Consider the following 24,463-nt stretch of genomic DNA (forward strand, 5'->3'; position numbering starts at 1 on the left):
TGTGTGGATTCGTCCACAGATGATCCGTTGCCGTCTCCGTAATGTCTCTCTTGCCGGAGCACCCCGGCGGAACGAAAGACAGGGGAGGAACCCGAAATGCGTAAGGCTCTTGCGATCGCGGCACTGGTCGGTTCGGCTCTGACGGGTCTGGCGGTGAGCCCGGCCGCGGCGCAGGCCAGCACCACCACTCACTCGGCCACCACGACGGTGAGCTGGGGGAAGTTCTTCTCCAGTGACCACAAGGCGTACACGTTCGGCAAGACGTGGAAGTCGCACGGCAAGGTGTTCACGAAGTGGTACGGGGTGGACAAGGTCGGCGGTAAGAAGGGCTGGGTCTGGTTCGAGGTCTACCAGGGCGGTCACTGGAAGAAGTTCAACAAGTCCTGGGACGGCGAAGTCGTCGGCGCCTGGAGCGGCAAGGGCATCAAGAAGGTCTACACCTTCACCTGCTGGGCCGGGAAGTTCGACAACTGCGGCAAGAAGTACCGCATCTACTGATCAGCCCGTACGACGCTGCCTGGCCAGTGCCAGCACACTCAGCCCGAACATCAACACGCCCAGGGGAAGATGGACCGCCGGCACGTGCGCGATGCCGAGCGCGACCTGGGCGGAGGCGAGGACGAGGAATCCGGCCGCGTACCAGACCGGCCGGAGCGGGCCGCCGCCCGGCTTCCACGCCAGCACCGCGGCGAGCACGTACAGCAGCGACGACCCCCACATCACGCGAGCTCCGGCGCTGTGCAGCGCCTCCCCGTAGGCCTCCGCGTAGGGGGTGGTCAGCAGCAGCCCGGCGGAGACCGCTTGCAGGAAGATGGTCAGAGTCTGCAGCGCTATCGCGATCCGCAGGAAAGAGAAGCGACGTTGTGCCGTCGTGCGGGTGGCCATGTCATGGTCCCCCTGTTCCGCCCCGTGGGGTCGTCGGTGGATAGGGTCTCACCAGGTTGACGACGTGGGCCCGCGAAAGGTAAGGCGACGGCATGGGGACGGCTGGGACCGGCGCCGACGAGACGGTCGATGCGCGGCGCCACCTGATCAACGTCGCCTACCGGCTGCTCGGTTCGGCGGCCGAGGCCGAGGATGCCGTACAGGAGGCGTACACCCGCTGGTACGCGCTGCCGCCGGGCCGGCGGCAGGAGATCGTGTCCCCCGGCGCCTGGCTGACGACGGTGACCAGCCGCATCTGCCTGGACGTGCTCGGCTCGGCGCGGGCCCGGCGGGAACGCTATGTCGGCGCGTGGTTGCCCGAGCCGCTGCCCGACCCCGCCGAGCGGGACCACGGCCACGGGGCCGACCCCGCCGACCAGCTGGTCATGAACGAATCGGTGTCGATGGCCTTCCTCGTCGTCCTGGAGTCGATGACGCCCGCGGAACGGGTGGCGTTCGTCCTGCACGACGTCTTCCGCTACCCCTTCGCCGAGATCGCCGGCATCCTCGACCGCACCCCGGCCTCCTGCAAGCAACTGGCGTCCTCCGCCCGCAGGCGGGTGGGCGTCGCGCGGACCCCGGTGCCGCCGGCCACGCGGGCCGAGACGATCCGGCGGGTGAAGCGGGCATGGGAGGCGAAGGACATCGCGGCCCTGATCGACCTCCTCGACCCGGCCGCCGTGATGACCGCCGACGGCGGCGGCCTGGCCGGCACCGTCCCGCACCCGGTCGAAGGGGGCGCGCGCGTCGCCCGGTACCTGCTCGCCATTGCCGAGCGGAGTCCAGGGATCGAGCTCGTGGAGCGGTCGGTCAACGGTATTCCTGGCCTGGTGGCCGAGGTCGCGGGCGTCGTCACGACCGTGGCCTCGTTCGAGGTCGCAGGCGGCCGCGTCACCCGCATCTGGGCGGTGCGCAACCCCGAGAAGCTGGGGGCGTGGACGGGGTGAGGTTGAGCGGAGTGGTGACGTGCAGGTTCCAGTCGAGGCCGGTCTGCGCGGAGTTGTGATCGATCCAGGCGATCGCGGGGTTCCCGTCGGCGTTGAGGGTCATGGCCAGCCGTTCGCCGAAGCCGTTCTCGTTCTTCGACACGGCGATCTGCTCGCAGCGGGCACCGGTGCAGACGGCGAGCATGAGCCGGCGGTGCTCGCTGCTCTCGTACGCCACCAGCGGCCGCCCCGAGTGGTCCAGGACCAGCGCCGGGGCCGCGTCGTGCTCGCCGCCGGCGCCCAGCACGCGCGCGTCGGCCTGGGCGCAGTCGGGGGTGCGGCAGTCGAGCAGCTTGTTCATCTGGTCACGCGGGTCCCGGTAGGCGATGACGGGACGGCCGTCGGGGCGTACCGCCAGGGCCAGACCGGCCGTCCAAGGCAGAGTGTCGAGGCCCGGCGGCGCGGGCGGCACGGGGCTGGTGGTGATCGGACGGTGGCAGGCGGCGTCCTGGCAGGAGATCACCTGGATGTGGCCGGTGGCGGGGGCGTACCGGGCGGCCACCGGACGGTCGTCGGGGCCGACGGCGACGGCCAGGTTGGCGAACGTCGGCCAGTACAAGGTCCGCTCCAGCCGCGCGACCTGCCTGCGCTCAGGGCGCGCGCAGCTCGGGTCCGCGCAGAGGACGAACGCGAGCACGTCGTGTTCCGGCCGGTCACCGTCCGCCGGATCCGCCTCGGCGTGGGCCACGACCGGGCCGCCGCCGCGCCGCACGGCCAGCGCCACCCCGACCGTGTCCGGCCGTGAGGAGCGGGTCGTCGCGACGGCTCCGCTGCTCCGTACGCATCCTGTCGCCTCGCACGTGAGCAGTTCCAGCCGGGAGGAGGCCCAGGTGGTCAGCAGGAGACGCCCGTCGGGCAGGCGGGCGCTGGCCGCGCCGGGCTCCCACCGGGTGCCGGAGTCGCGTGGCTCGGCCCACTCGAAACTCGCCGTCCCGCACGAGGGGTCGGCGCAGGCCAGCAGGCCGGCGTCGTCGTCGGCGCCGTCCATCACGGCGATCAGGCGCGGGCCGCGTCCGGTGTGCAGGGCGCGCAGATCGAACGGACGCACTACCGGCCGCCGCTCGTGGGCGAGGAAGGGGAACTTCTGCGGCACCCACGACTCCGTCACGTTCGTCTCGGTGATCTCGGGCCGGCCGAACGGGTTGACCAGGACGACCCCGCCGAACAGCAGCCCCGGCACCAGCGCCACCGGCACGAGACCCACCCTGACCGGACCCGGCGAAGCGCCGTCGGGCAGGCCGTGCGTCAGGTCCGTGTCGTCCACCTCGGTACGCCAGGCCATGCAATGCAGGAACTGGCGCGTGACCACCGCGGCCTGGAAGGGCGTGACGGCCAGCACCAGCACGGTTCCGGCCGGCCCCCAGCCGAGGGATGCGAGCGCGCCGGGCAGCAGATCGAGCCCGGCCGCCACCGTCCACGCCGCCGCGCCGGGAACGAGCACCACACCAAAGGCCAGCGTCGCCGCGGTGGACAGGAACCGCAGCTTGGTCAGCCGGTACGCGCGCCGGATCGACCCCAGTCCGCCACAGCCGTGCAGCAGCACAGCGGGCACGGCCAGCAGCCCAGGCAGCGCCGCGAAAACGGCCGCCACCAGCAGCACGTCACCCAGCCAGCCCTGACCGGCCAGCACCGGCAGCACATCGCCCATCCGGCGCCGATCGGTCACCGCCCGCACGCCCGCCCGTGCGGCCCAGATCGCCCCAAAGGCGAGCACGCCGACCAGGAGCAGCACGAGCAGAGACGGCAGCCGCCGCACCACCGCCCGCAGCGCCTCCACCGGCGGCACCGGCCGGTCCACCAGGTGACCCGCGGCGATGAGCACGGTGGCGGGGAACACCACGAGCTGCCCCGCCACCGCGACCACCGCCACGACGACGGTCCAGATCGTCAGCGCGGTATCGGAGTTTCCGATCAGCTGGAGCCGCTGATCGACCACCGCCGCCGCGTCGCCGGCCGTCGCCGTCAGCGCCGTCAGAGTCAGCGTGGCGAGTGGCACGTGTACGAGCACGCCGGGCAGAGCGAGCCGCATCAGGCGCCGCGCGGCGTCCAGGTAACTCAGAAACGGCACGGGGGAGGCGCGGAGCCGTTCGACGTGCTGCATCGAGGTCACAGGTGGAACAGTGGCAGGACGTGTCGTCGGCTTTCTCGCGACTTGCCGAAAATGGTCTGGCCGACGTGAAGGCGGCCGGCTCGGCGTCGCCGACGCATAAGGCCGGTCCGGCGTTCGTGGTCTACCGCAACGTGAGGGGCGCGGTCACGACCAGGGACCACTCGTCGCCGGTCGGCAGATCGTCCTCGCCGGCGAAGTCGACCCAGCTCAGCACCGGACGGTCGCGGCCGTCCAAGGCCATGGCCAGACCGTGGTCGCCGCCCTGCCGGATCCGTGCGACCGGGGTCCGCGCGCAGCGCGTTCCCGTGCAGGTGGCGATGACGACCTGGGCCCGGTCGACGTCCTGGTAGGCCACGTACGCGCGCCCGTCCCGGCTCAGCGCCAGCGCCGGCATCGAGTGGCGTTCGCCCGGCTCGGTCAGGGTCGCCGTGCCGGCCTGCGCGCACGCGTGATCGCGGCAGTCGAGCAGCTTGATCGCGCCGTCCGTCACGTCCCGATAGACGATCAGCGGGCGGCCGTCGGCACGGATCGCCATGGCGGCGCGAGCCCGGCGATCCCGATCGAAATAAGGCGACTCGTCCTTGAGGGGCCGTTCGGTCCGGGTTCGGGCGCAGGCGGGGTCGTCGCAGGAGATCACGACCATCGAGCCGGTGTGGCGATCGACGCCGAGGACGACAGGCCGGTCGTCAGGTCCCACCCCGGCGACGAGCTCGCGCATGATCTCCGTCTCCTCGTTGCCGGGCAGCCGAGCCACCTCCTTGGTACGCCGCCGCGCGCAGGACGGATCATCACATGTCGTGATCGAGAGCACTTCGGTGAAGCCGTCGTCCTCTTTCCAGAGGGGGATCGCACGGAGCTGGGCGAGCGCCAGGCCGCCGCCGGGCCGTGCCGCCAGGGCGAGCACCCTGCTCTTGGTGGCCTCCGTCGCCTCCGCGAGCGGTTCGCCCCCGGCCGCCGTGACGCACGCCTTGGCATCGCAGAGCCGCAGCCCGAGCCGGGCGGTCCAGTTCTCGTCCCACACCGATACGTACATCTCGTCGATCGCCCAGCTCGTCACGGCGATGCGGCCGTCCGCCAGCCGGGCGCCGGTCGCCGGGTACTCGCCGGCCGCGGCCTCAGGCTCGGCCCAGGTGAGCCGGCCCCGGGTGCAGGCGCTGTCCGCGCAGGTCAGCAGCTTCGCCTGAGCGGAGCCGTCCATGAGCATGACCATGTGCCCGTCCTGGCCCGCGTAGAGGGCACGCAGGTCCGGCCAGTCGATCGAAGGTTTCGAGCGCGTGCCCTCCGTGACCGTCTCGACGCCGGGATCGCCCGCTCTGCTGACGTTCATGATGGTCTCGGAGACCTCCAGCAGGCCCCGCGGATTGACCAGTACGGCGCCGTACAGCAGGCCGGGCAGGAGCAGCCCCGCGAGGAGCGGCACCGGCCTGGTCGGGCGCGGCGCACTCGCCGGCAGGCCGTCGATGACCGCGTCGAACGCGGCGATCCTGTCCTTGGCGGCCAGGCGGTGCAGGAACAGGCGCGCGATCACCATCGCCTGGAACGGCACGAGGACGAGCGTCACGACGGTGACCGCTCCGGCCCGCAGCAGCGGCGTCCCGGACGCCACCCCGTTCACCACCTGCGTGATCAGTGCGGGGAAGAACACGACGCCGAACGCCAGCGTGAGCGCGCTCCCCCAGGTGGCGCCCCTCGCCAGCCGGTACGCCCGGCCCAGCGGCCCCACCGGCCGGTCCGTCCCGACGAACGGGTCCACCGGTCCCATCGGCCAGTTCGTCCGGCCGAGCGAACCCACCGGGTCCGCCGGCCGGTCCGTCCGAATGCGCGCACCCGCCGGATCCTCCAGCACCACGACCGCCACCCCCAGCAGGCACGGCATCGCCAGCAGGAGCAGCACCACCATCACGAGGTAGCCCCCGACCTGCTCGTCCAGCCCGACGATGAGCACGTACCCGGCCACCAGGATCGCCGCGACCACGATCGCGCCGCGCAGGACGAGCATCGACGTCGCGGGCAGGCGCCGGGCCGCGGCTCGCATCGCGTCCGAGGTGGAGACGTGCCGGCCGGCCAGCCGGGCGGCGGCGAGCAGGACCGTGGCGGGCAGCACCAGCGCCTGCCCGGCCACCGAGACGACGAGCACCGCCGCCGACCACACCAGCAGCGGCGTGCCGGGCGGGCCGATCAGGTCGTAACTCTCGTTGACGATCGCCGTCGAGGACGGGTCCAGGACGACGAAGAACGCGGCCACGGCGAGCAGGCCGATCGGCGGGAACACCAGCAGCGCCGGCGGCAGCAGCCGCACCAGGTGCCGCCCCGCGGAGCCGTAGGCGCGCCACAGCACGAAGTCCCGCCGCAGCTCGTCCCAGGTGTCCAGGTGCTGGTCCGCCGTGATGGCGAGGCTCTCCCTCATCGTCCCTCTCGGGCTGTTCGCCGGAATCACCGCACGGCGCGCGGCGATCGGGTCTGGTGTGGCCAGGGCAGGTTGAGCGGGACGGTGATGACCACTTCCGCGTCGGCGTAGCCGACGTCCGTCCACACGATGTACGGCCGTCCCGCGCCGTCCAGGGTCATGGCCAAGGCGGGGCCGGGGCCGTGGCGCATGTTCCGTACGGGGACGACGGCGCAGTCGAGTCCTGAGCAGGTGGCGAGCATGATCCGGCGGCCTTCGAGGTCCTGGTAGGCGACCAGCGCCCGCCCGGACCGGTCCAGGACCAGCGCGGGGGCGGCGTGCTCCACCCCCGATGGGGCCAGCATGAGCGAATCGCCCGCCGCGCAGTCCGGGGTGCGGCAGTCCAGCAGGTGCACCGCGCCGCCGACCGCGCTGCGATAGGCGATCAGCGGGCGGCCGTCAGCCCGCACGGCCAGCGACACTCCGGCCAGGTGACCGTAGTCGCCGGACTCGTCGAAGCGCCGGTTGACCTCGGCCGTGGGTCCCGCTTCGCGAAGGTCCTCCCAGATCGGGGCGACCGGCCGGCGCACCCGTACCCGCTCGCAGGCCGGGTCCGCGCAGGAGATCACGTGCAGGGCGCCGGTCAGGCTGTCCAGCCGCGCCGCGACCGCGCGTCCGCCCGGCCCCATGGCGACGGCGAGGCTGTGCGGAGCCCGGACGAACGCCCGGGAATTCACCCGCGCGACCGGTTTCGTCCGCGGCCGGGAGCAGGCGACGTCGTCGCAGACGATCAGCGAGAACGTCTCCGCCACCGACGGCTCGAAGTCGCCCGCCGGCACCTCGGCGGCCTGGACGAGCACCACGCCGCCGCCGGGCCGTGCGGCCAGCGCCAGGTTCGGGCGCGGATGGAGGTCCCGCACCTGGGTGACGTACGTGCCGCCGGGCGCGTCGAGGCAGCCGCGCCCGTCGCAGGTCAGCAGCCGGGCCCGCCACCTGTCCTCCGTCCGCTCCCACCGCACCACCAGGAGCCGCCCGTCGGGCAGCCTGGTGGCCGCGGACGGAGGATGGATGGCCTCGCGCATCTGCTCGTTCCTGCCGCCCCAGCGGTTGGAAAGGCGCGTGCACCGGACGTCGGAGCAGGTCAGCAGCTGAGAGGCGGAGTCGAAGCCGGAGTCGGTCAGTACCGTCACGCCCTCGCCGGGCCCCGCGAACACGGCCCGCAACTCTCCTGGAGACAAGCGCGCCGAGCCTTCGTCGAAGTAGGCGGGATCGCGGGCGAGCGTCTGTTGCGCGTATGTCTCGGCGATCTCCGGCAGGCCCAGCGGGTTGACCAGCACGATGGCGCCGAACGCCAGCCCCGGCAGGAGCAGCGACACCAGCACGGGCACGGGCCTGGCCGGACCGGAGGGCCCGGCGGGCAGCCGTTCGACGATGCCGCCGAGCGCGCCGGCGTCCGGGAACCTGGCCACGTGGTAGAGGAACTGACGGGTGACCACCATGGCCTGGAACGGCGTGACCAGCAACGACAGGGCGACTCCCGCCGTGCCGGACACGATCGTCAGCGCCGGTCCTGACAGCCCGTCCACACCCCGGTCGAGCGCCCACGCGGCCGCCAGCGGCAGCGCGACCGTGCCGATCAGCAGCGTGAACGCGGTGACGTGCAGCCACCGGGCGCTCAGCCGGTACGCGCGCACGACGGCGGCCGGCGCCGAGCGGCGCTCCAGCACGACGCCCGGCACGGCAAGCAGCGCCGGCAGGGCGGCCAGGAGCAGCACCGTCCCGATGATCCACATCCACCCCTGCCCGAGGACCAGCAGCACCCAGAACGCGACGGCCACGACGGCGGCGAGCCAGGCCAGAGCGAGCAGGGCCAGGGCGAGCAGGGCCGGCGCCCGCCGCGCCGCCGCCCGCAGCGCGGCGACCGGCGGCACCCGCCGGCCGAGCAGCCGTCCCGCGGCCACGGTCACGATCGCGGGGAAGACCAGCACCGCCAGGACGAGCCAGACGACCGGCACCGCCGCCGCCCACACCCATGACGCCCCGGCGGGTACGTCCGTCAGCTCCGGCTCCCCGTTGACCACGATGAGCCCGTCGTTCACCGCGATGACCAGGACGAGCGTGGCGAGCAGGCTCAGCGGCACGAGCACGAGCGCGCTCGGCGCCAGCAGGGGCACCAGGTGGCGGGCGGCGTCGCCGTAGCTCCGGCGCAGCACGCCGAAGCGCGCCAGCCGTTCCATGAGCTCGTCGTGTTCCACGGGCCGACTGTGACAAATGTCCGTTCAGGCCCGCCGTTCACCTGACAGAAATGGTCTAGGACGGGTCGCGTCGCGGGGGCCGCATACGGATCGGGACGTTCCGCACACCTAGCATGATTCCCATGCATCGCACCCGTGTGTACGCCCTCCTGATCGACACCCCCGCACCCGAGGCCGAGGCGGCCGTCGCCTTCTGGGCCGCGGCGCTGGGGGCGACCGCCCGCCCGCTGCCTGACGCGGAGCAGTTCATCTCCCTGCACGGCGCCCTGCCCGAGGTCGCCCCGCACGTGGCCGTGCAGTCGATCGACGACGGCGCGCCGCGCGTGCACGTGGACATCGAGACCGACGACGTCGAGGCGGAGACCAGGCGCCTGATCGAGCTGGGCGCGAGCGAGGTGGGGCGGTGGCAGGAGTGCCGCACGCTGCGTACGCCCGGCGGCCACGTCATGTGCGTGCTGCCCGTGGAGAGCGACGCCGCGCTGTTCGACGCGGAGGCCAAAACCTGGCCCTGAGGTGCGGAACTCCTCGCTGCGGGTCCACAGCTCGCCGACGAGGTCGTGCAGCTCCTTGTCGTGGGGGTTGCGGACGGCGTCGGCGCGCGCACCCTCGTCGCCACCGCCGGGGTGCCGGACGAGAACCTGTGGCCGAGCCTGCTGGCCGTCTCCGACGTCATGGGCACCGGCGGCATCGGCGCCGACGCGATCCTGGAGTGCGTGGGCACCGACCAGGCCATGCGGCAGGCCGTGCACGCGGCACGCCCCGGCGGGAGCATCGGCTTCGTCGGCCTCCCCACGGGGTCGCCGTCGACGGATGGGAGCTGTTCCTCTCCCAGGCGGGCCTGCGCGGCGGCCCCGCCCCCGTGCGCCGCTACCTGCCCGACCTGATCGAGCGCGTGCTGAGCGGCCGGATCGACCCCGGCCGGGTCTTCGACCTCACGCTGCCGCTGGAGCGGGTCGCCGAGGGCTACCGGGCCATGGACGAGCACCGCGCCATCAAGACCCTGCTCAAGCCCTGACCACACGCGGCCCGAGCCCACCGCGCGAAGTGCCCGCTGAGTGTCCGGTTACTGTCCTGGTTCGGCTCGGAGCCCGGCTCCCACAATCATGCCGTGAACCTCCAGCGAACATTCCGCTTCTTATCCCTCACTCTCCTGTCTTTATTACTGCTCTGGGCCGGGACGATCCCGGCCCAGGCGGTGCGAGGCGGCGGCCAGGTCGCCGACGGCACCTGGGGTTTCGTGGCGAAGGTGAACGTCGGTGAGTTGCACGGGTGCACCGGCGCCCTGGTCAGCTCGCAGTACGTGATCACCGCCACGAGTTGTCTGGCCGCCGCGGGGCAGTCCGTCACGACCGGCAGGCCGAAGGTGGCGACGACGGTCACCGTCGGCAGGACGGACCTGCTCGGCACGGGCGGCCGAGTGCTGCCCGTGGAGTGGATCCACCCGCACCGCGACCGGGACGTGGTGCTGGTCCGGCTGGCGTTGCGGGTGCTCGGCGTCGCCCCCGTCGCTGTCAGCGCGACCGCCCCCGCCGAAGGGGACGCGTTGCAGGTCGCCGGCTTCGGCAGGACGGCGCAGGAGTGGGCGCCGCGCCGGCTGCACGCCGCGCCGGTCGTGGCCGGGGCGGTGACGGCGGACTCGTTCGGCTGGACCGGCGCCGACGCGGGCGACGTGAGCGCCTGCCAGGGCGACGCGGGCGCACCGGTCTTCCGCACCGGCGGCAGTGCCCCCGAGCTCGTCGGGCTCGGCATCGGCGCAGGCCAGGGCGGCTGCCTCGGCGCGGCCGACGACGGGCCGCGCGGCGCCGACGCGGTGCGCGTGGACGACCTGGCGAACTGGGTCCGCCTGGTCGCGGGCGAGCCCACGGAGAACTTCCGCGCGTACGGGAACCACTCCACCGGGATCGGCGGCTACGACCTGGCGGACGCCAGGGACCAGGTGGTGGCGTTCGACTACGAGCACACGGGCAAGCTCGATCATCTGCTGCTGTACCGCCCGGGCGGGGAGCGCGTCTCCATCGTCAAGCAGGGCGCGGACGGCGCCTACACCCCGGTCTTCTCCTCGACCACCGGGATCGGCGGCTACGACCTGAAGCGGGCTGCCGACCGGATCATCGCCTTCGACTACGAGAGTTCCGGCAAGCTGGACCATCTGCTGCTGTACCGGCCGGGGGTCGGGACGGTGCACATCCTCAAGCACGGCAGCGGAAACACGTTCACCCCGGTCTACGCCTCGACCGACGCCGGGATCGGCGGCTACACCATGAAGGACGCCAGGGATCAGGTGGTGGCGTTCGACTACGAGCACACGGGCAAGCTCGATCACCTGCTGCTGTACCGTCCTGGCGCGGAGACGGTCTCGATCCTCAGGCACGGCGCGGGGAACTCGTTCAGCGCGGTGCTGAACAGGACGACCGGGATCGGCGGCTATGACCTGAAGAGCGAGGCGGACCGGATCATCGCCTTCGACTACGAGGGCTCGGGCAAGCTCGATCATCTGGTGGCCTACCGTCCGGGCACGGGAACCCTCTGGATTCTCAAGCACGGCGCGGGAGACGCGTTCAGCGCGGTGTATCACAGCTCGACCGGCATCGGCGGCTACAACCTGGCGGACGTACGGGATCAGGTGGTGGCCTACGACTACGAGCACACGGGCAAACTCGATCATCTCGTGCTGTACCGTCCTGGCGCGCAGACCGCCTGGATTCTCAAGCACGGCGCGGGGAACGCGTTCAGCGCGGTGTTCCACAGCTCGGCCGGCATCGGCGGCTACGACCTGAAGAGCGGGGCCGACCGCGTCATCGCCTGGGACCACCGGCATTCCGGCGGGCCGGGCTACCTGTTCCTCTACCGGCCGGGCAGCCAGATCGCGTGGATCCTGGGCCGCGCCTACGGGCCCGCGGTGCCGGCCAACGTCACCGTGCAGCCCGTCGTCCGCCCGGACTCCATCCTGGAGAGGTTCGCCTACCCCGTGCACTACCGGCACGAGTTCGCCGGCACCTCAGGGCAGGCCGACTGGGGCACGGAAGCGGCCGAGGCGAAGAACTTCGAGCTGGTCTCCGGGAACGGCGGGCTCATCTGGGTCTCGTGCACCGCGTCCGCGGAGAACGGGGTCGGCGTGATCAAGGTCTTCCCCGGCCTGCTGAACGGCCAGACCGAGATCGGCGAGCCGCATCTCGGCGTGACGGCGGTGTGTTTCAAGGTCCTCGCGCCCACGGGGTACGTGAAGCTCCGCATCCCGAACGTCTACGAGGTCCAGGGCGACAGCCGTTCGCCGGGAGCCGGTCACGACGTGGACGCGACGGTGGTGAACGTGTCCTCCGGCACGGAGCGGACCAAGCGCGTCGAGCGCGACGAGAGCGAGCAGTTCGGACGTACGGATACGACCTGCGATGAGGCTCATCCGGATTATCCCGACAACTGCCGGGAGACCCTGCTGGAGCTGCGGGTCGTCAACTGATCACCGGCCGGTCGGCCTTCCTGGCCGACCGGCCTGTTCCTCTCTGAAGCATCGACCGAAACGGTGGAAATGCGATGCGTGCGTTATGTGACAGGGCTCCCTGGAAGACGGCCGGAGTCGTCGGAGCCGTGCTCTCGCTGCTCCTCATGGGCGCCCCGATCGGCGAGGTACGGGCCGCGACGGCGGCCGATCCCCCCGCCGCGCCGGCCTGCGAACGCCAGGTGGTCCTGGAAGCCTGGGTCACGGGCGGCGTGAACGTCCGCCCGGCCGCCGAGCAGGCGCTGCTCGGGGACGAGGCGGCGATCTGCGCCTTCCTCACCCAGTTGCCCCGCCTCACGGCGCAGGACGAGCGCGAGCAGGCCGGCCGGATCAAGGCACGCGGGGGACCCGACGTGTCCGCCGCCGCCAACGCCGCCCTGATCTCGGACGACCCCGGCGCCGTGGCGAAGTTCCTGGACGGCGGCTGGGCGCGGGCCAGGGAGATCGACCTGCGCGCCAGCGTGAACGAGATGAAGGCGGCCGGTGGGCCCGAGGTCAAGGCCGCCGCGAACGCGGTGCTGCGCGACGGGGACGCCGCGGAGCTGGGGGCGTTCATCGAGTCGGGCTGGCGGGTGCCGTACCGGCTGGATCTGCGCGCGGTCGTCAACCGCGCGATGGCGGACGGCGGCCCCGAGGTGCAGGCCGCGGCGAACCGGGCGCTCCAGGACGGCAGCCTGGAGATGCAGGAGCGGTTCGTCGCGATCGACTGGGGGGTGGCCCAGGCCCGCGACAACGAGAACCAGACGCTGAACGACCTGCGGGCCAGCGCCGCGGAGGCGACGCGCCGCGCGGCCTTGGAGTCGATCTCCGCGGTGGCGCAGTCCGAGCGGGCGAAGGCGGAGTCCGAGGCCGCCATGCGGGACGCGCAGGAGGCGCAGCGCTTGGCCGGGCTGGCCGGGCAGGAGTCGGCCGAGGCCAGGCGGCAGGCCCAGCGTGCCGCCGAGGCCGCCGATCGGGCCGCGGCGGCGTCGCGCGTCGCCGTACAGGCCGCGCGGGCGGCGGCGGACGCCGCACGGGCCGCCGCCGGGGCGGCAGGACGCGCGGCGACCGCGGCGGCGCGGGCGCACACGAAGTCCGACGAGGCGTGGGCGGCGGCGGCCAGGGCGGAGCTGGACGCGAACGCCGCCGACGAGGCGGCGGCGCACAACCGGACCATGCAGCAGATCGGCCCGCAGATCACCGCCTGGTTCTCGCCCATCAACCAGATCAACGACGTGACCCAGAAGGCGTACGCCGCGATCGCCGCCGCCAACTCGGCGCGGGCGAACACCGAGGCCGCGGGCCGTGCCGCCGAGGCGGCCGGCCACTACGCGGGGGTGTCCAGCGCCGAGGCGCGGGCGGCCTTCGCCGCGGCCGGGCGGGCGAAGGCGAGCGCGGACCGGGCCAGGCGCGCCACCGAGGAGACGGTGCGGCACGCGGACATCGCCAAGGACGCGGCCGGCAAGGCACGCGACGCCGCCACCCGCGCGGTGTCCTACGCCGAGCAGGCGGCGAGCGCCGCCGCCAGCGCGGCCAGTCACGCGGGCGGCGCCGTCAACGCGGCCGAGCTGGCGACGGAGCACGCGAACAACGCCTACCGCGCGGCCGAGGACGCGTTGAAGGCGGCCGAGACGGCGCAGGCCGTCTACACGGCGGCGCGCGAGGCGGACGCCGAACGGCTCAAGAACGAGTTCGAGCTGGAACTCTCCTTCGCCCAGCACATCAGTCAGAAGGCCACCGAGTCCCGGCTGGGGGAGGCCCGCGGCTTCGGCGTCCCGATGCGGCGCTACCACACCCCGGAGATCGACGCGCTGATCGCCCAGGCCGCCCACCCGCAGGCCGATCCGGCGGTGGCGGCCGGCAAGGTGCGGCAGGTGGCCCGCTACTTCGCGACCGTGCCCGGCACGTGGACCAGCTCCGCCGCCATGGCCGCGCTGGGTGAGGACGACCGGGTTCTCGCCGTCGAGTTCGTCAAGAGCGGGCTCGCCGCCGCCGAGGAGCAGGACGACCGTACGACGCTGACGGGGCTCCTGGTCACCGGCAGCCCGGCCAGGAGAGCCGCAGGACAGAGGGCTCTGGACGGCTCGTGGCAGGACGTCATCGCGTTCCTCGACAACCCGGTCTATCCGGAACGAGCCGGTGAGGAACGCGAGGAGGTCGGGCGGATCCTGGCCGCGGCCCGCCAGGCCGGCCACACGGAGACCGAGGAGGCGGCGAACCTCGCCCTGCGCTCCGACGACCCGGCCAAGCTGACGGAGTTCCTGGAGGTGACGCACAACACCGCGTACGCGATCGACGTCAGGGCGAAGGTCACCGCGATAGCCGGGGACGACCAGTACGGGACGGAGGTCCGCAACGGCGCCCGGGTGGCCCTGGCCGGCACGACGGCGACGCAGGCGGAGTTCCTGGAGGTGGAGCGGCACCGCGCGGCGGAACGCGACTACGCGACCGCCACGCACAACTACATCGCCACCTCGCTGATGATCGAGACCTCGCAGATCGCGCAGCAGGCCGTCGAATTCGCGCGCACCGCGCAGGCCGCGGCGGCGGAGGCACGCGGCGCGGCGGAGGCGGCCATCGGGTACGCCAACGACGCCGGCAGGGCCGCCGACCAGGCACGGACGTTCGCCACCCAGGCCGTCGCCCACGCCCGTGACGCCGCCGCGTCCGCCGAACGAGCGGCGCAGGCGGTCCGCACCGCCGCCGCCGCGACCAAGCAGGCCCAGCGGTCGGCCAGGGAGGCGTCTCTCTCGGCGCGCTGGGCCCGCGCCTCGGCCGTCGCGGCGGCCAAGGACGCGAGCAGCGCCTTCGCCGCCTACGACGCCGCGTTCGCCTCGGCGATCAGGGCGAACAAGAGCGCGTCGGAGGCGGCCGCCATCGCCGCCGCGGTGTTCGAGCACTACCGGGAGGAGGCCGAGAAGTATCTGAGCACGCTCAAGGGCGAGTGGTACGGGCACTGCAAGTGGGGTCCCGAGGACGGCCTGCCCGGCTACAACGACTGCAACGCGTACGTGGAGGAGATCCTCAACGACCCCAAGGGCCCGCTGCACGACCCGGACGGCTACGCGAAGGAACGCGTCGAGTACTGCAAGAGGCAGTTCGTGGGCAAGGCGCAGGACGCCTGCATGTCCGTGGTCATGAGCCCTTTGTTCTACTTCGCCGCACGGGGGATCGCCGACCAGGAGAGCGAGGCCCACCGGCTCGGCGAGGAGTACATGGCCCTGACCGCGCTGGACCTGATCAACGCCACCTCCCAGCTGACCGTGATCGGCGCGTGCAAGAACGCCTTCGGCAGCCACTGGAAGGGCAAGCCGTGGAACTTCACGGACTGCTTCACCGGGGTTCTCGACCTGACCGAGGATCCCGACTGGAACCAGTACTCGGGCCAGTGGAAGGGGACCTTCATCGAGTCCCTCGTTCCCGAGGAGCTCCGGTTCACCGAGTACAACTCGATCCTGGGCACGATGTACCTGCACGGGCACATGTCCGACCGGACCATCCTGTCGGCCATCTACGAGTCGGGCCTGGCGACCGCGCTGCACCGTACGGTGCCGGTCGGGTGCGTCCTGGAGGGCGGGGAGTGCCCGTTCACGGACACCGCGCAGCAGCTCAAGAACGTGAGCGAGTCGCTCAAGCAGACGAACAACCAGGGCTACATCGTGGACGGGTCAGGCCGGCTGCTCGACGCGAGCGGCCTGCCCATCGCGAGCCTGCCGCCGATCGACGACCTCGACAAGTGGGCGCGCTACACGGTCGAGAGCGGGCTGCACGACGACCTGGCGGCCCTGGAGAAGCGCCTCGCCCTGCTGTACGGGCAGGCGTTCGGGCTGCCGATGGCGCCTCCGGCCTGGCACCTTGAGACGCAGCTCGCCTATCGCGTCGCCACCCGGGACGTGGAGCTGCGGGACAACACGCTCCGGCTCGTCATGAACAATCCGGGCGGCGTCTGCGACGCGGTGCCGATCGAGGGCACCGGGCCCGACCGGGAGCGGCAGGCGGTGGCCGGGTGCGTGCAGGCCGTCAAGATGTTGCTCCCGGCCGGAACGACCATGATCATCTACTATCCGGACCCGGACAATCCGGCCGAACTCCTCGAAGTCACGGTGCGCGGGGTGGGCCGCTGGCTGGACTGACAGTGATGATGTAGATGAGCGCTTCTCGCCAGAGTCTGACCCATGGACTGACACTCACCTTGCCCCCGTCACCTTGACCCACCGGCCGGAATCACCAGGTTCCGGCCGGTGGCCTTTCCATCGCCGCCGCCAGGGATGTGCTCGCCCAGTGCCTGGCCGCCGGCGGTGCACCGGCGCCACCTCCTCGCCCGCCACCGGTGGCGGGCCGTGGGCACTGCGGGCCGAGGTCTGAGAGGGTGGCTCGGTGCGGATTGCGCTGCTCGGACCGGTGCGAGTCCTCGACGACGACGCGCGCCAGGTCACGCTGGGCGGAGCGCGGTCGCGGGCGCTTGTGGCCCGGCTGGCACTGGACGCCGGCCGGGCGGTGCCCTCCGACGCGCTCATCGACGACCTGCTCGAACGCGAGCTGCCCCGCGCGATGGCGCACCCGCACCCGTGGGCCAGGGCGGCGGCCCACTGGGTGGACGCCTTCGCCCTGACCGACCGCGGCGACTGGCGCGGCGGGGCCGAACGGCTGGCCGTCACACTGAGCCTGTTCGAAGACGTGGGCGACCGGTACGGGCTGGCGATGACGCTGATGAGCCTGGCGCGCGTCCACTCGGTCGAGGGCGAGTACGGCACGGCCGTCGCGATGGCCGAGCGCGCCGTCGCCCTGGCCGCCGAGTTCAGCGCCGGTGAGGAGGTCATGTACCGCTCCTGGCTGGCCGGGCTGCGCATGCGCGGCGGCGACCAGGAGGGCGCGGCGGCGGACGTGGCGGCCGCGCGGCGCCGGGTGGTGCGGCGGGCGCAGCCGTACTCGGAGATCGAGCTGCTGCTGCGCCTGGCCGACCTGCACCGGCGCACCGGCGAGGTGGACCGGGCCGAGCGGACGCTTGACCGGCTGGAGGCGTTCGCGCGGGAGATGTCGATCCCGGCGGAGGCCGCCGCCGGGCGGGTGGCGGCGGCCCGGCTGGCCGACCAGCTGACGGCCGGAGCGGCCGGGCGGGCCCGCGACCTGCTGCCCGCCGCCGTCCAGGCGGCCTTCGCCGCACGGGACCCGGCCTCGGCGGCCGAGCAACTGGCCCGGCTGCTCCTGCTGGAGGGCGACCGGGCCGGCGCGGCGACCGCCCTCGGGACGAGCCGGGCCATCCGCGGCGTGTTCGACCGGGGCGAGCCGGAGCTGCGCGCGCTGGTGTCTGACCTCACCGCACGCCTCGGCGAGCGGGAGTACCACGCGGCCTACCGGCGCGGCGCGGAAATGCCCAGGCAGGAGGCCCTGAACCAGCTGGCCGGGCTGACCTGACAGCGTCTGTCGGCGGATGCGGAGGTGCGCAGGCGGGAGGCGCTGAGCCGGCTGGCCTGACGGACGCGCGGGCGGCCTGTCAGGTCGCCGTCAGGTGGCGCGGACATCGTGGGTGGCCTCCTCCCTGGAAGGACACCCATGACCGCCACCATGAACGTGACCACCCGGTCACTGGCACCGGACCTCGCCCGCGGCTTCATGCTGCTGCTCATCGCGCTGGCGCACGCGCCGGCCCTCGTCGCCGACTGGGACGCCGGGCCGGCCTGGCTGAACGGCGCCGCCAAGTTCGTCAAGTCGCTGGTCGCGGACAACCAGGCGCGGGCGATGTTCGTCTTCCTGTTCGGCTACGGGCTGGGGCAACTGGCCAGGCGGCAGACCGAGTGGACCTCGTTCAGGGGGCTGCTGCGGCGCAGGGGCTTCTGGCTGACCGTCATCGGGTTCGCGAACACCGTCGTTCTGGTGCCGATCGACATCGTCGCGGTGTACGGGCTGACGCTGCTCGCCCTCGCGCCGATCATCCGAGCCAGGGATTCAGTGCTCCTGTGGACGGCCGGCGCGACCCTGCTCCCCGCGACCCTGCTGCTGACCTGGCAGAGCGCGAACACCCTGATCGTGGCGGCGGCCGGCACCCCGCCCACCCTGGCCGCCTACATGGAGCCCACCCTGGCCAAGCACCTGGTCGCCGCCATCCCGACCTGGCCGGTCGAGACCGCGCTGTGCACGATCATGGTCGTGCCGGGCATGCTGGCCGGTCTCTGGGCCGCCCGGCGCCGGATCCTCGACGAGCCGGAGCGGTACCTGCCGCTGCTCCGCCGCGTCGCGCTGACCTGCCTGGGCGTCGCCGTCTGCGCCCGGATCCCCGCCGCGCTGATGCTGGCCGGGGCTTGGCCGGTCACCTCCGCCCCCGTGGCCTGGCTCGCCGCCTTCGCGCACGACCTGACCGGCTACGCCGGCGGCATCGGCCTGGCCGCGCTGGTCGGGCTGGTCGCGTACCGGATCGGCGGCGACCACGGGCCCGTCACGCTGGCGCTGTCGGCGCTCGGGCAGCGGTCGCGGTCTGGGGCGCGTCGGTCCTGCTGGCCGACCTGATGCGCCGGGCGGGCCACCGCGGCCCTGCCGAGATCCTGCTGCGCCGTCTCACGAACCGCTGACCGGCTATAGGGGGATGCGGCCGCTGGTCGTCCGGCTATATAGGGATGTGGCCCCGGCGGATGCGCCAGTGGCGGCCCGCCTTCAGGTGATCGACGATCGCACGCTGGAGCACCGTACGGCGCGGCAGCTCGTCGAGCGGCGTGGTCAGCGTACGGAAGACGAACCGCAGCACCTCGACGTCGGCGTCCTGCCCCTCCTGCTCCTCGTACGGCTCCAGCTCGAACCTGTGCTGGAACCTGACGATGTTGGAGTCCGCCGGCAGATACTCCAGCAACTGCGGATCGAGCAGCCACGAGCCGCACGAGAACGCGGTGTAACGCACGTTGGGGAAGTGGCGCGGGAAGAAGGCGCGCGCCTCGTCGAGCGAGGCGTCCACCGTCTCGGGGGTCATCGGCCCCGACTCGGGGATGTGCAGCTCGATGGCCGTGTCGTTGTGCTGGTGCTGCAGCCGGCCCAGCTCGTAGATGGTGCCGCGCGAGTGCAGGGTCAGCCAGCTCTGCATCACCGGCCAGCCCTCGCGGCGCATGCGCCGGTCGACCGCGAGGTTGCGGCCGAGGTCCGCGAGGCTCGCCCACGACACGTCCTCGGTGATGCCGTGGTCGCGGTGGTATCCCATGGCGACGTCGACCAGGGCCAGGTACGCGTACACGTAGAGATGCCGCCAGGCGGGCCCCCGCTCACGCGGCAGCGCCGGGCCGGGCGACAGCCACTCATGACCGCCGACGTCGGCTCTGACCAGGGCGATCGAACGGTCGAGCAGCCAGCGCAGCTCGGGCGTCCACAGCGGCGAGCCGGGATCGGGCCAGCCCGCCATGATCTCGGCGGCGTCGTCCGGCAGCACCGCGAGCCGGTCGAGCAACGCGGGCACATCGTCCTTGGCGGGCAGCGGCGCCGACGGCCGGTCACCGGCGAGCCGGTGCACCCGCTCGACATCCTTGACGGGCACCCCGAGCCGGGCTGCGGTTTCGTGCAGATCCACGCGATTGATCCTATTCGTCCCGACGCACTGACCGCTCGGCCTCACGCGATTGTCGGAGCTCCGCGTTATCGTCGGCTGGCATGATCGACTCCCTGGACCCGGCGGGCGGCCCCGCCGCCGCGCTCGCCGTTCTGCGGGCCGCCGACTGGTCCCGCTACGATCCCGCGCGCGACACCGCGCCCCTGCGTGACACCCTCGCCGCACTCGAACGCGCCCACGGCGTCACCGAGGCGCACCGCTTCGCGACCACCCGCGTCCGGGCGGCGGGCGCCGTGCTGCGCCATCCCGACGTGCACCGCGGCGAGGTGAACGGCTACGCGCTCAGCCCGTGCGGCCGCTATCTCGCCATCGGCAGCCACACCGGTGAAGACTACGACGCCGGCGGCGTCCTGCAGATCTTCGAGGTCCCCGCCGGCCGCTGCGTCAACGTCATCGACGGCATCGCGGGCGGCGTCGGCTTCCCCGACTACACGCGCAGCCTGCAGTGGTCCGCGGACGGCGCCCGCATCGCGCTGGAGTTCAGCACCAACGCGACCGGCGTGTGGGACCCGTTCGGCGCCGATCGCGAGCCGATCGCCCAGGCGTTCTTCTTCGCCGGCGGCAGACCGGCCGGGATGGCGCTCGCGCCCGACGGCAGGCGCGCGCTCGTCTACGGCGGCGGGTCCCCCTTCATGTGGCAGGTCATCGTCTCGATGGAACAGGGGCAGGTGTCCGGGCCGCCGGACGGCGAGGAGCTCGGCCCAGAGCCGCTGAAGTTCACCGGCCCCCTGCCCGGCGGCTACGAGGACGACTGGGGCGAGGAACCCGAGCTCCTGCTCAGGCGTATCCACTGGTCGCGCGACGGTCGCCGCATTTACGGCGAGCTGCGCGGCGGCTGGATCGTCTGCCTCGACGCCGAAGAACGCAAGGTCGACTGGATCCTGGAGACGGGAGCCGACCACGACGGCGATCCGCCCGAATGGAGCCTCGGCGAGCGCCTGCTCGCCTACCAGCGTGACGGCAAGCTGATCATCGCCGACGCCGCCACCGGCCGGACGCTGTCCGAGCATCCCACCCCCGACGAGGCCGAGTTCCTGCGCTGGGGACCGGACGACCGCCTCGCCGTCGTCACGTCCGACCGGGTCACGATCTTCGTTGGGACGACCGGCGAACGCCTGCACGACCTGGACGTCCGCGTACACCGTGCCCATCCGCGCGGCTGGGACCCGCTGCCCTGGGCCTGGTCCCCTGACGGCCGTCGCGCCGCACTCGTCGACGACGCGGGCCGCGTCGAGCTCTGGGAGCTGGGCGGGCGGCCGGAACGCCTGCGCGTCATCGACGGCCTCTACCGAGAGACCGGCGAGCAGCTGCCGCTCTTCGGCCTCGAATGGACGCCGGACGACGTGCTCGTGATGGTGGGCGGCGAATCGCTGCGCTTCGTCCGCGCCTCGACCGGAGAGATCATCGGAGACTTCGCCTTCGACCACGAACCCGACGCACCCCGCCCGGACGAACGGGACGGCGAGGACTCCTTCCCCGAGGCGACCCCCGAGGCGGCCCTCGAGGCGACGCTGGCCCTGGACGCCGACACCTGGGCCGCCGCGTTCGAGGACGGCACCGTGATCGTCCCGCCCGGCCGGGAAGACGACCTCTCCCGCTTGCTCGCCTGGACGATCGACCGGCGCGTCGCCTGGCCCGCCCACTGGGGCGACCTGACCGTTCTCACCGGCTAAGGTCCGTTATCAGACCGCGATCAACCTTGTGCGGCGATGAGGGGTCCAAGCCCGTATGAAGATCCTTTGTGCGGCGCTCGCCGCCTGCTCGGCGCTCGTGGCCGTCCCCGGCAGTGCTCACGCGGCCGTTCCCGAGGCCGCCCTGATCCGGTACGCCGCCGTCTCCGACTGTGCCAAGGACCCGCGCAACGCCGAATGGTGTGGTCCATGGTGGTATCGGACGACCGACGGCAAGCGCCACGTGATCAGCGGGGTGGGCCGGTGGGCGGGCGCGGTCGCGGTCAGCGGTGACGGCAGCCGCCTGGCCTACGTCAGGGCCAAGGACGCCCGGCTCGTCATCCGTGACCTCGACGGCCGCACCCGGGTCTCGCGGGCCAAGGCGTGGCCGTCGACGTCGGAGCTCGACGTCACCCGCGTGACGATGTCGTACGACGGCTCCCGCGTGGCGGTGCACTGCTGCGACGCCGGCTACACCGAGCAGCCCGCGCGGGTGTACGACGGCGGCACCGGTGCGCTGCTGGGCAAGGTGGCGGGGGTCTCCGTGAACGATGACGCGTTGAGCTTCAGTGCCGACAGCGACCAGGTCCTGGTCAGCACGGATGACGAAAAATCCGTCAAAATCAGCGTCCACGACCCGAACGGCGAGCGGACCACCACCGTCGTGCCACCCCGGCTCATCGGCGACGACGCCACCACCGCCGCCCTGCACGCCGACGGGCACACCGTGGCCGTCTACCTCATCGGCCCCACCCCCAAGATCGCCCTGTACGACCTGGAGAGCGAGCTGATCACCGCCACGTACCCACTGCCGGCCTCAGGCCAGAAGGTCCAGCGGGACCCCGCGGAAAACAGGCTCACGGAGGCCGACACGGCCGTCGAGCTCGTCTGGACCAGCGACGCCACGCTGCGGATGGTGCGGAAGATCGGGTTCAAGCGGGTCCGGGTGCAGGTCTACGGCATCGACGTCGCCACGGGGTCGGTCCGCCCCGAACGCGCGTACGCCATCACCGGAACCACGGAGGAGGCGCTCAGCGCCAGCTGAGGATTGCTTGGGGCGCCGGCCGACACCGGGCTATGGGTCCGGCTCACATTGACCGGTTCCCGGGGCCGGGTGAGCATGGCTCAACTTCGGCTTCATAGGAGGTCTGATGGGACGGCGTTCGTTCACACAGCTGGTCGCGGCCCTCGCGTTAGCGGCCGGTGTGCTGGTCACGACACCCGCGGCGGCGACCGCGACGGGATCGGTGACGCTGGAGGCCACCTACACCTCGGGCCTGGAGAACGGCTGGGCGCTCGTCGAGCGCTACAAGGACAATTCCACCGGGTTCCAGACCGAGACCTACCCATCCGACGGACGAGGCGACCAGAAGGGACAGACCAGGCGCCTGTTCGGCGACGTCGCCCGTCCACACTCCTCGCGGTTCCTGCTCTACCACGCGCCGGGCTGGCAGACGGGCACCAAGACCACGCCCGTGCTGCTCGTGCACGGCGCCAACCAGACCGCCGACCTGGCCTGGGCCAACCCCAACGCGAGCGGCGCGTACGGCTGCGGCCAGGCCAGCTGCCCCACCACCGGACTCATGCAGCACCTCAACGGCCGGGGCTACAAGGTCTTCGCGATCGGCTTCCCGCACATCACCGGGGACGGCCACTACTGGGCCGAGCAGATCCACGACGCCGTCGCCAGGATCCGGGCGAAGACCGGGGCCGCGCAGGTGGACGTGATCGGCTGGTCGAAGGGGGCGTTCAACGCGCGCATGTACGTCTCGTCGCTGCGCAAGTCCTGGGGGACGGCGTACGCGGGCGACGTCAGGAAGCTGATCCTCGTCGGCGGGCCGAACAAGGGGTTCGACTGGGGCTACCGGCACGGCTGGACCCACGATTTCGCGATATTTCCTGAATGCGGCGGCTCGCTGAACGCGCCCGCGCCCCACTCCCAGATGGTCTGCTACGCACTGTGGCGCAACCACCCCGAGCTGAGCTACGAGGGCAACGCCTACCCCGGCTCCGACGACATGCTCTACCGCTGGGACGACGTCTACCCGCTGCCCGCCGCCGAGCAGGACTGGTACACCACCTACTACGGCGGCACCGGCTTCTACACCGCCGGCCGCGGCATCCAGTGGGCCATCGACCGAGGCTCCCTCGTCCAGCCCCTCATCAACGCGGGCACGGCGTCGAGCGTCCCGGTCTACCAGCTCTGCGGCAACATGCCCGACATGGCCCTGCTGCACAACGAGCACACGGGCCCGTCCGACGGCGCCGTCTTCGTGGCGAGCTGCACCGCCGCCGACGGCATCACCAACCGCGCCGCCACCGCGACCCTCCCGCTCAACCACCTCAAGCTCGGCTGGTCCTCCAGTGCCATGTCCCAGCTCGCGACCTGGCTCGGCTGACCTCTCACTGTCTGTTCGCCCGTCCCGACCTCGTCATCACTGTGCCGGCCGCTCCTGCGGCCGGCACGATCACGAGGAGAGAAGATGGGCACGATCAGCGTTCTGGCGAACCTCAGCCTGGACGGCGTCATCCAGGGCCCGGGCCGGGCGGACGAGGACACCAGGGGCGGATTTCGTCATGGCGGCTGGGGCATCGGGTACGCCGACGAGGTGATCGCCACGTACATCAGCGGCCTGGACCGGGCCACCGCGATGCTCTTCGGGCATCGCTCGTACGACGACATACTGGGCCACTGGACCTCGGTGACCGACCCGAACCCGTTCACCGAGACGCTGGTGAACGCGCCCAAGTACGTCACCTCCCGCCGGCCCGAAACCGAACTCGCCCACCCCAACTCCACCCTCCTGACGGGGGAGGCGACCGACACCGTCGCACAGCTCAAGGATCGGATGGACGGCGTCATCAGGGTGCTCGGCAGCGGCGAGCTGGTGCGCTCACTGCATGCGGCGGGCCTGGTCGAGGAGTACGTCCTGCTCATCCACCCGATCGTGCTCGGCTCGGGCGCGCGGCTGTTCGGCGCGGGAGAACGTACGGACCTGACGCTCCAGGAGTCGATCACCACCACGACCTGCGTGCTGATCGCTCGCTACCGAGTCAACTGACGAGGAAGGA

General features: G+C 72.3%; 16 protein-coding genes and 1 pseudogene. 12 read left to right on the forward strand and 5 right to left on the reverse strand.

The features are described 5' to 3' along the window. The first annotated feature begins 96 nt into the window (after positions 1-96). A complete protein-coding gene (locus AB0C28_RS42395; protein ID WP_357852829.1) occupies positions 97-498 on the forward strand; it encodes a hypothetical protein in 402 nt (133 codons plus the stop codon). Here AB0C28_RS42395 and AB0C28_RS42400 read toward each other — a convergent pair whose 3' ends face one another. Next, on the reverse strand, positions 499-885 hold the full coding sequence (locus tag AB0C28_RS42400) for a hypothetical protein (protein ID WP_358081268.1): 387 nt from the start codon (positions 883-885) through the stop codon (positions 499-501). A 92-nt stretch (positions 886-977) separates the two neighbouring features. Here AB0C28_RS42400 and sigJ point away from each other — a divergent pair, with 92 nt between their 5' ends. After that, positions 978-1,871, forward strand: coding sequence for an RNA polymerase sigma factor SigJ (sigJ, locus tag AB0C28_RS42405; RefSeq protein ID WP_358081270.1), 894 nt, complete (start codon positions 978-980; stop codon positions 1,869-1,871). Here the strand turns inward: sigJ and AB0C28_RS42410 are convergent. The 3 genes from AB0C28_RS42410 to AB0C28_RS42420 form a co-directional block, all read right to left on the reverse strand. After that, positions 1,816-4,020, reverse strand: a complete 2,205-nt coding sequence (locus tag AB0C28_RS42410) for a hypothetical protein (protein ID WP_358081272.1) — start codon at positions 4,018-4,020, stop codon at positions 1,816-1,818. The two genes, sigJ and AB0C28_RS42410, sit on opposite strands and share 56 nt — an antisense overlap. A gap of 121 nt (positions 4,021-4,141) precedes the next feature. Further along, positions 4,142-6,427, reverse strand: coding sequence for a hypothetical protein (locus AB0C28_RS42415; protein WP_358081275.1), 2,286 nt, complete (start codon positions 6,425-6,427; stop codon positions 4,142-4,144). 26 nt (positions 6,428-6,453) lie between these two features. Continuing rightward, complete coding sequence (locus AB0C28_RS42420; RefSeq protein WP_358081278.1) at positions 6,454-8,661, reverse strand: hypothetical protein; 2,208 nt, start codon at positions 8,659-8,661, stop codon at positions 6,454-6,456. Between the two features lie 122 nt (positions 8,662-8,783). Here AB0C28_RS42420 and AB0C28_RS42425 point away from each other — a divergent pair, with 122 nt between their 5' ends. From AB0C28_RS42425 to AB0C28_RS42450, 6 genes and pseudogenes are all read left to right on the forward strand, one after another. Next, a complete protein-coding gene (locus AB0C28_RS42425) occupies positions 8,784-9,173 on the forward strand; it encodes a VOC family protein (RefSeq protein ID WP_357852812.1) in 390 nt (129 codons plus the stop codon). A 165-nt stretch (positions 9,174-9,338) separates the two neighbouring features. Then, positions 9,339-9,676, forward strand: a pseudogene (locus AB0C28_RS42430) (zinc-binding dehydrogenase); the annotation flags it as partial. 93 nt (positions 9,677-9,769) lie between these two features. Further along, positions 9,770-12,118 carry a trypsin-like serine protease gene (locus AB0C28_RS42435; RefSeq protein WP_358081281.1) on the forward strand — a complete coding sequence of 783 codons (2,349 nt, stop codon included), beginning with the start codon at positions 9,770-9,772 and terminating at the stop codon, positions 12,116-12,118. A 74-nt stretch (positions 12,119-12,192) separates the two neighbouring features. Beyond that, positions 12,193-16,269, forward strand: coding sequence for a DddA-like double-stranded DNA deaminase toxin (locus tag AB0C28_RS42440; protein WP_358081283.1), 4,077 nt, complete (start codon positions 12,193-12,195; stop codon positions 16,267-16,269). Positions 16,270-16,513: 244 nt separating this feature from the next. After that, a complete protein-coding gene (locus AB0C28_RS42445; protein WP_358081285.1) occupies positions 16,514-17,551 on the forward strand; it encodes a hypothetical protein in 1,038 nt (345 codons plus the stop codon). Between the two features lie 138 nt (positions 17,552-17,689). Continuing rightward, the gene (locus tag AB0C28_RS42450) at positions 17,690-18,640 is read left to right on the forward strand and encodes a DUF418 domain-containing protein (RefSeq protein WP_358081288.1); all 951 of its coding nucleotides are present in this window, start codon (positions 17,690-17,692) and stop codon (positions 18,638-18,640) included. Positions 18,641-18,737: 97 nt separating this feature from the next. Here the strand turns inward: AB0C28_RS42450 and AB0C28_RS42455 are convergent, their stop codons facing one another. After that, a complete protein-coding gene (locus tag AB0C28_RS42455) occupies positions 18,738-19,682 on the reverse strand; it encodes an acyltransferase domain-containing protein (RefSeq protein WP_358081291.1) in 945 nt (314 codons plus the stop codon). An 80-nt stretch (positions 19,683-19,762) separates the two neighbouring features. On the opposite strand from AB0C28_RS42455, the gene AB0C28_RS42460 reads away from it, so the two are divergent. The 4 genes from AB0C28_RS42460 (at position 19,763) to AB0C28_RS42475 (ending at position 24,453) form a co-directional block, all read left to right on the forward strand. After that, positions 19,763-21,394 carry a WD40 repeat domain-containing protein gene (locus AB0C28_RS42460; protein WP_358081294.1) on the forward strand — a complete coding sequence of 544 codons (1,632 nt, stop codon included), beginning with the start codon at positions 19,763-19,765 and terminating at the stop codon, positions 21,392-21,394. Between the two features lie 55 nt (positions 21,395-21,449). Continuing rightward, positions 21,450-22,436, forward strand: a complete 987-nt coding sequence (locus tag AB0C28_RS42465; protein ID WP_358081297.1) for a hypothetical protein — start codon at positions 21,450-21,452, stop codon at positions 22,434-22,436. A 106-nt stretch (positions 22,437-22,542) separates the two neighbouring features. Then, positions 22,543-23,790, forward strand: a complete 1,248-nt coding sequence (locus AB0C28_RS42470) for a hypothetical protein (RefSeq protein ID WP_357852790.1) — start codon at positions 22,543-22,545, stop codon at positions 23,788-23,790. Positions 23,791-23,874: 84 nt separating this feature from the next. Beyond that, the gene (locus tag AB0C28_RS42475; protein ID WP_358081300.1) at positions 23,875-24,453 is read left to right on the forward strand and encodes a dihydrofolate reductase family protein; all 579 of its coding nucleotides are present in this window, start codon (positions 23,875-23,877) and stop codon (positions 24,451-24,453) included. Positions 24,454-24,463 lie beyond the last annotated feature (10 nt).

Source organism: Nonomuraea sp. NPDC048892 (genome assembly GCF_040649735.1).
GTDB classification, from domain to species: domain Bacteria; phylum Actinomycetota; class Actinomycetes; order Streptosporangiales; family Streptosporangiaceae; genus Nonomuraea; species Nonomuraea maheshkhaliensis.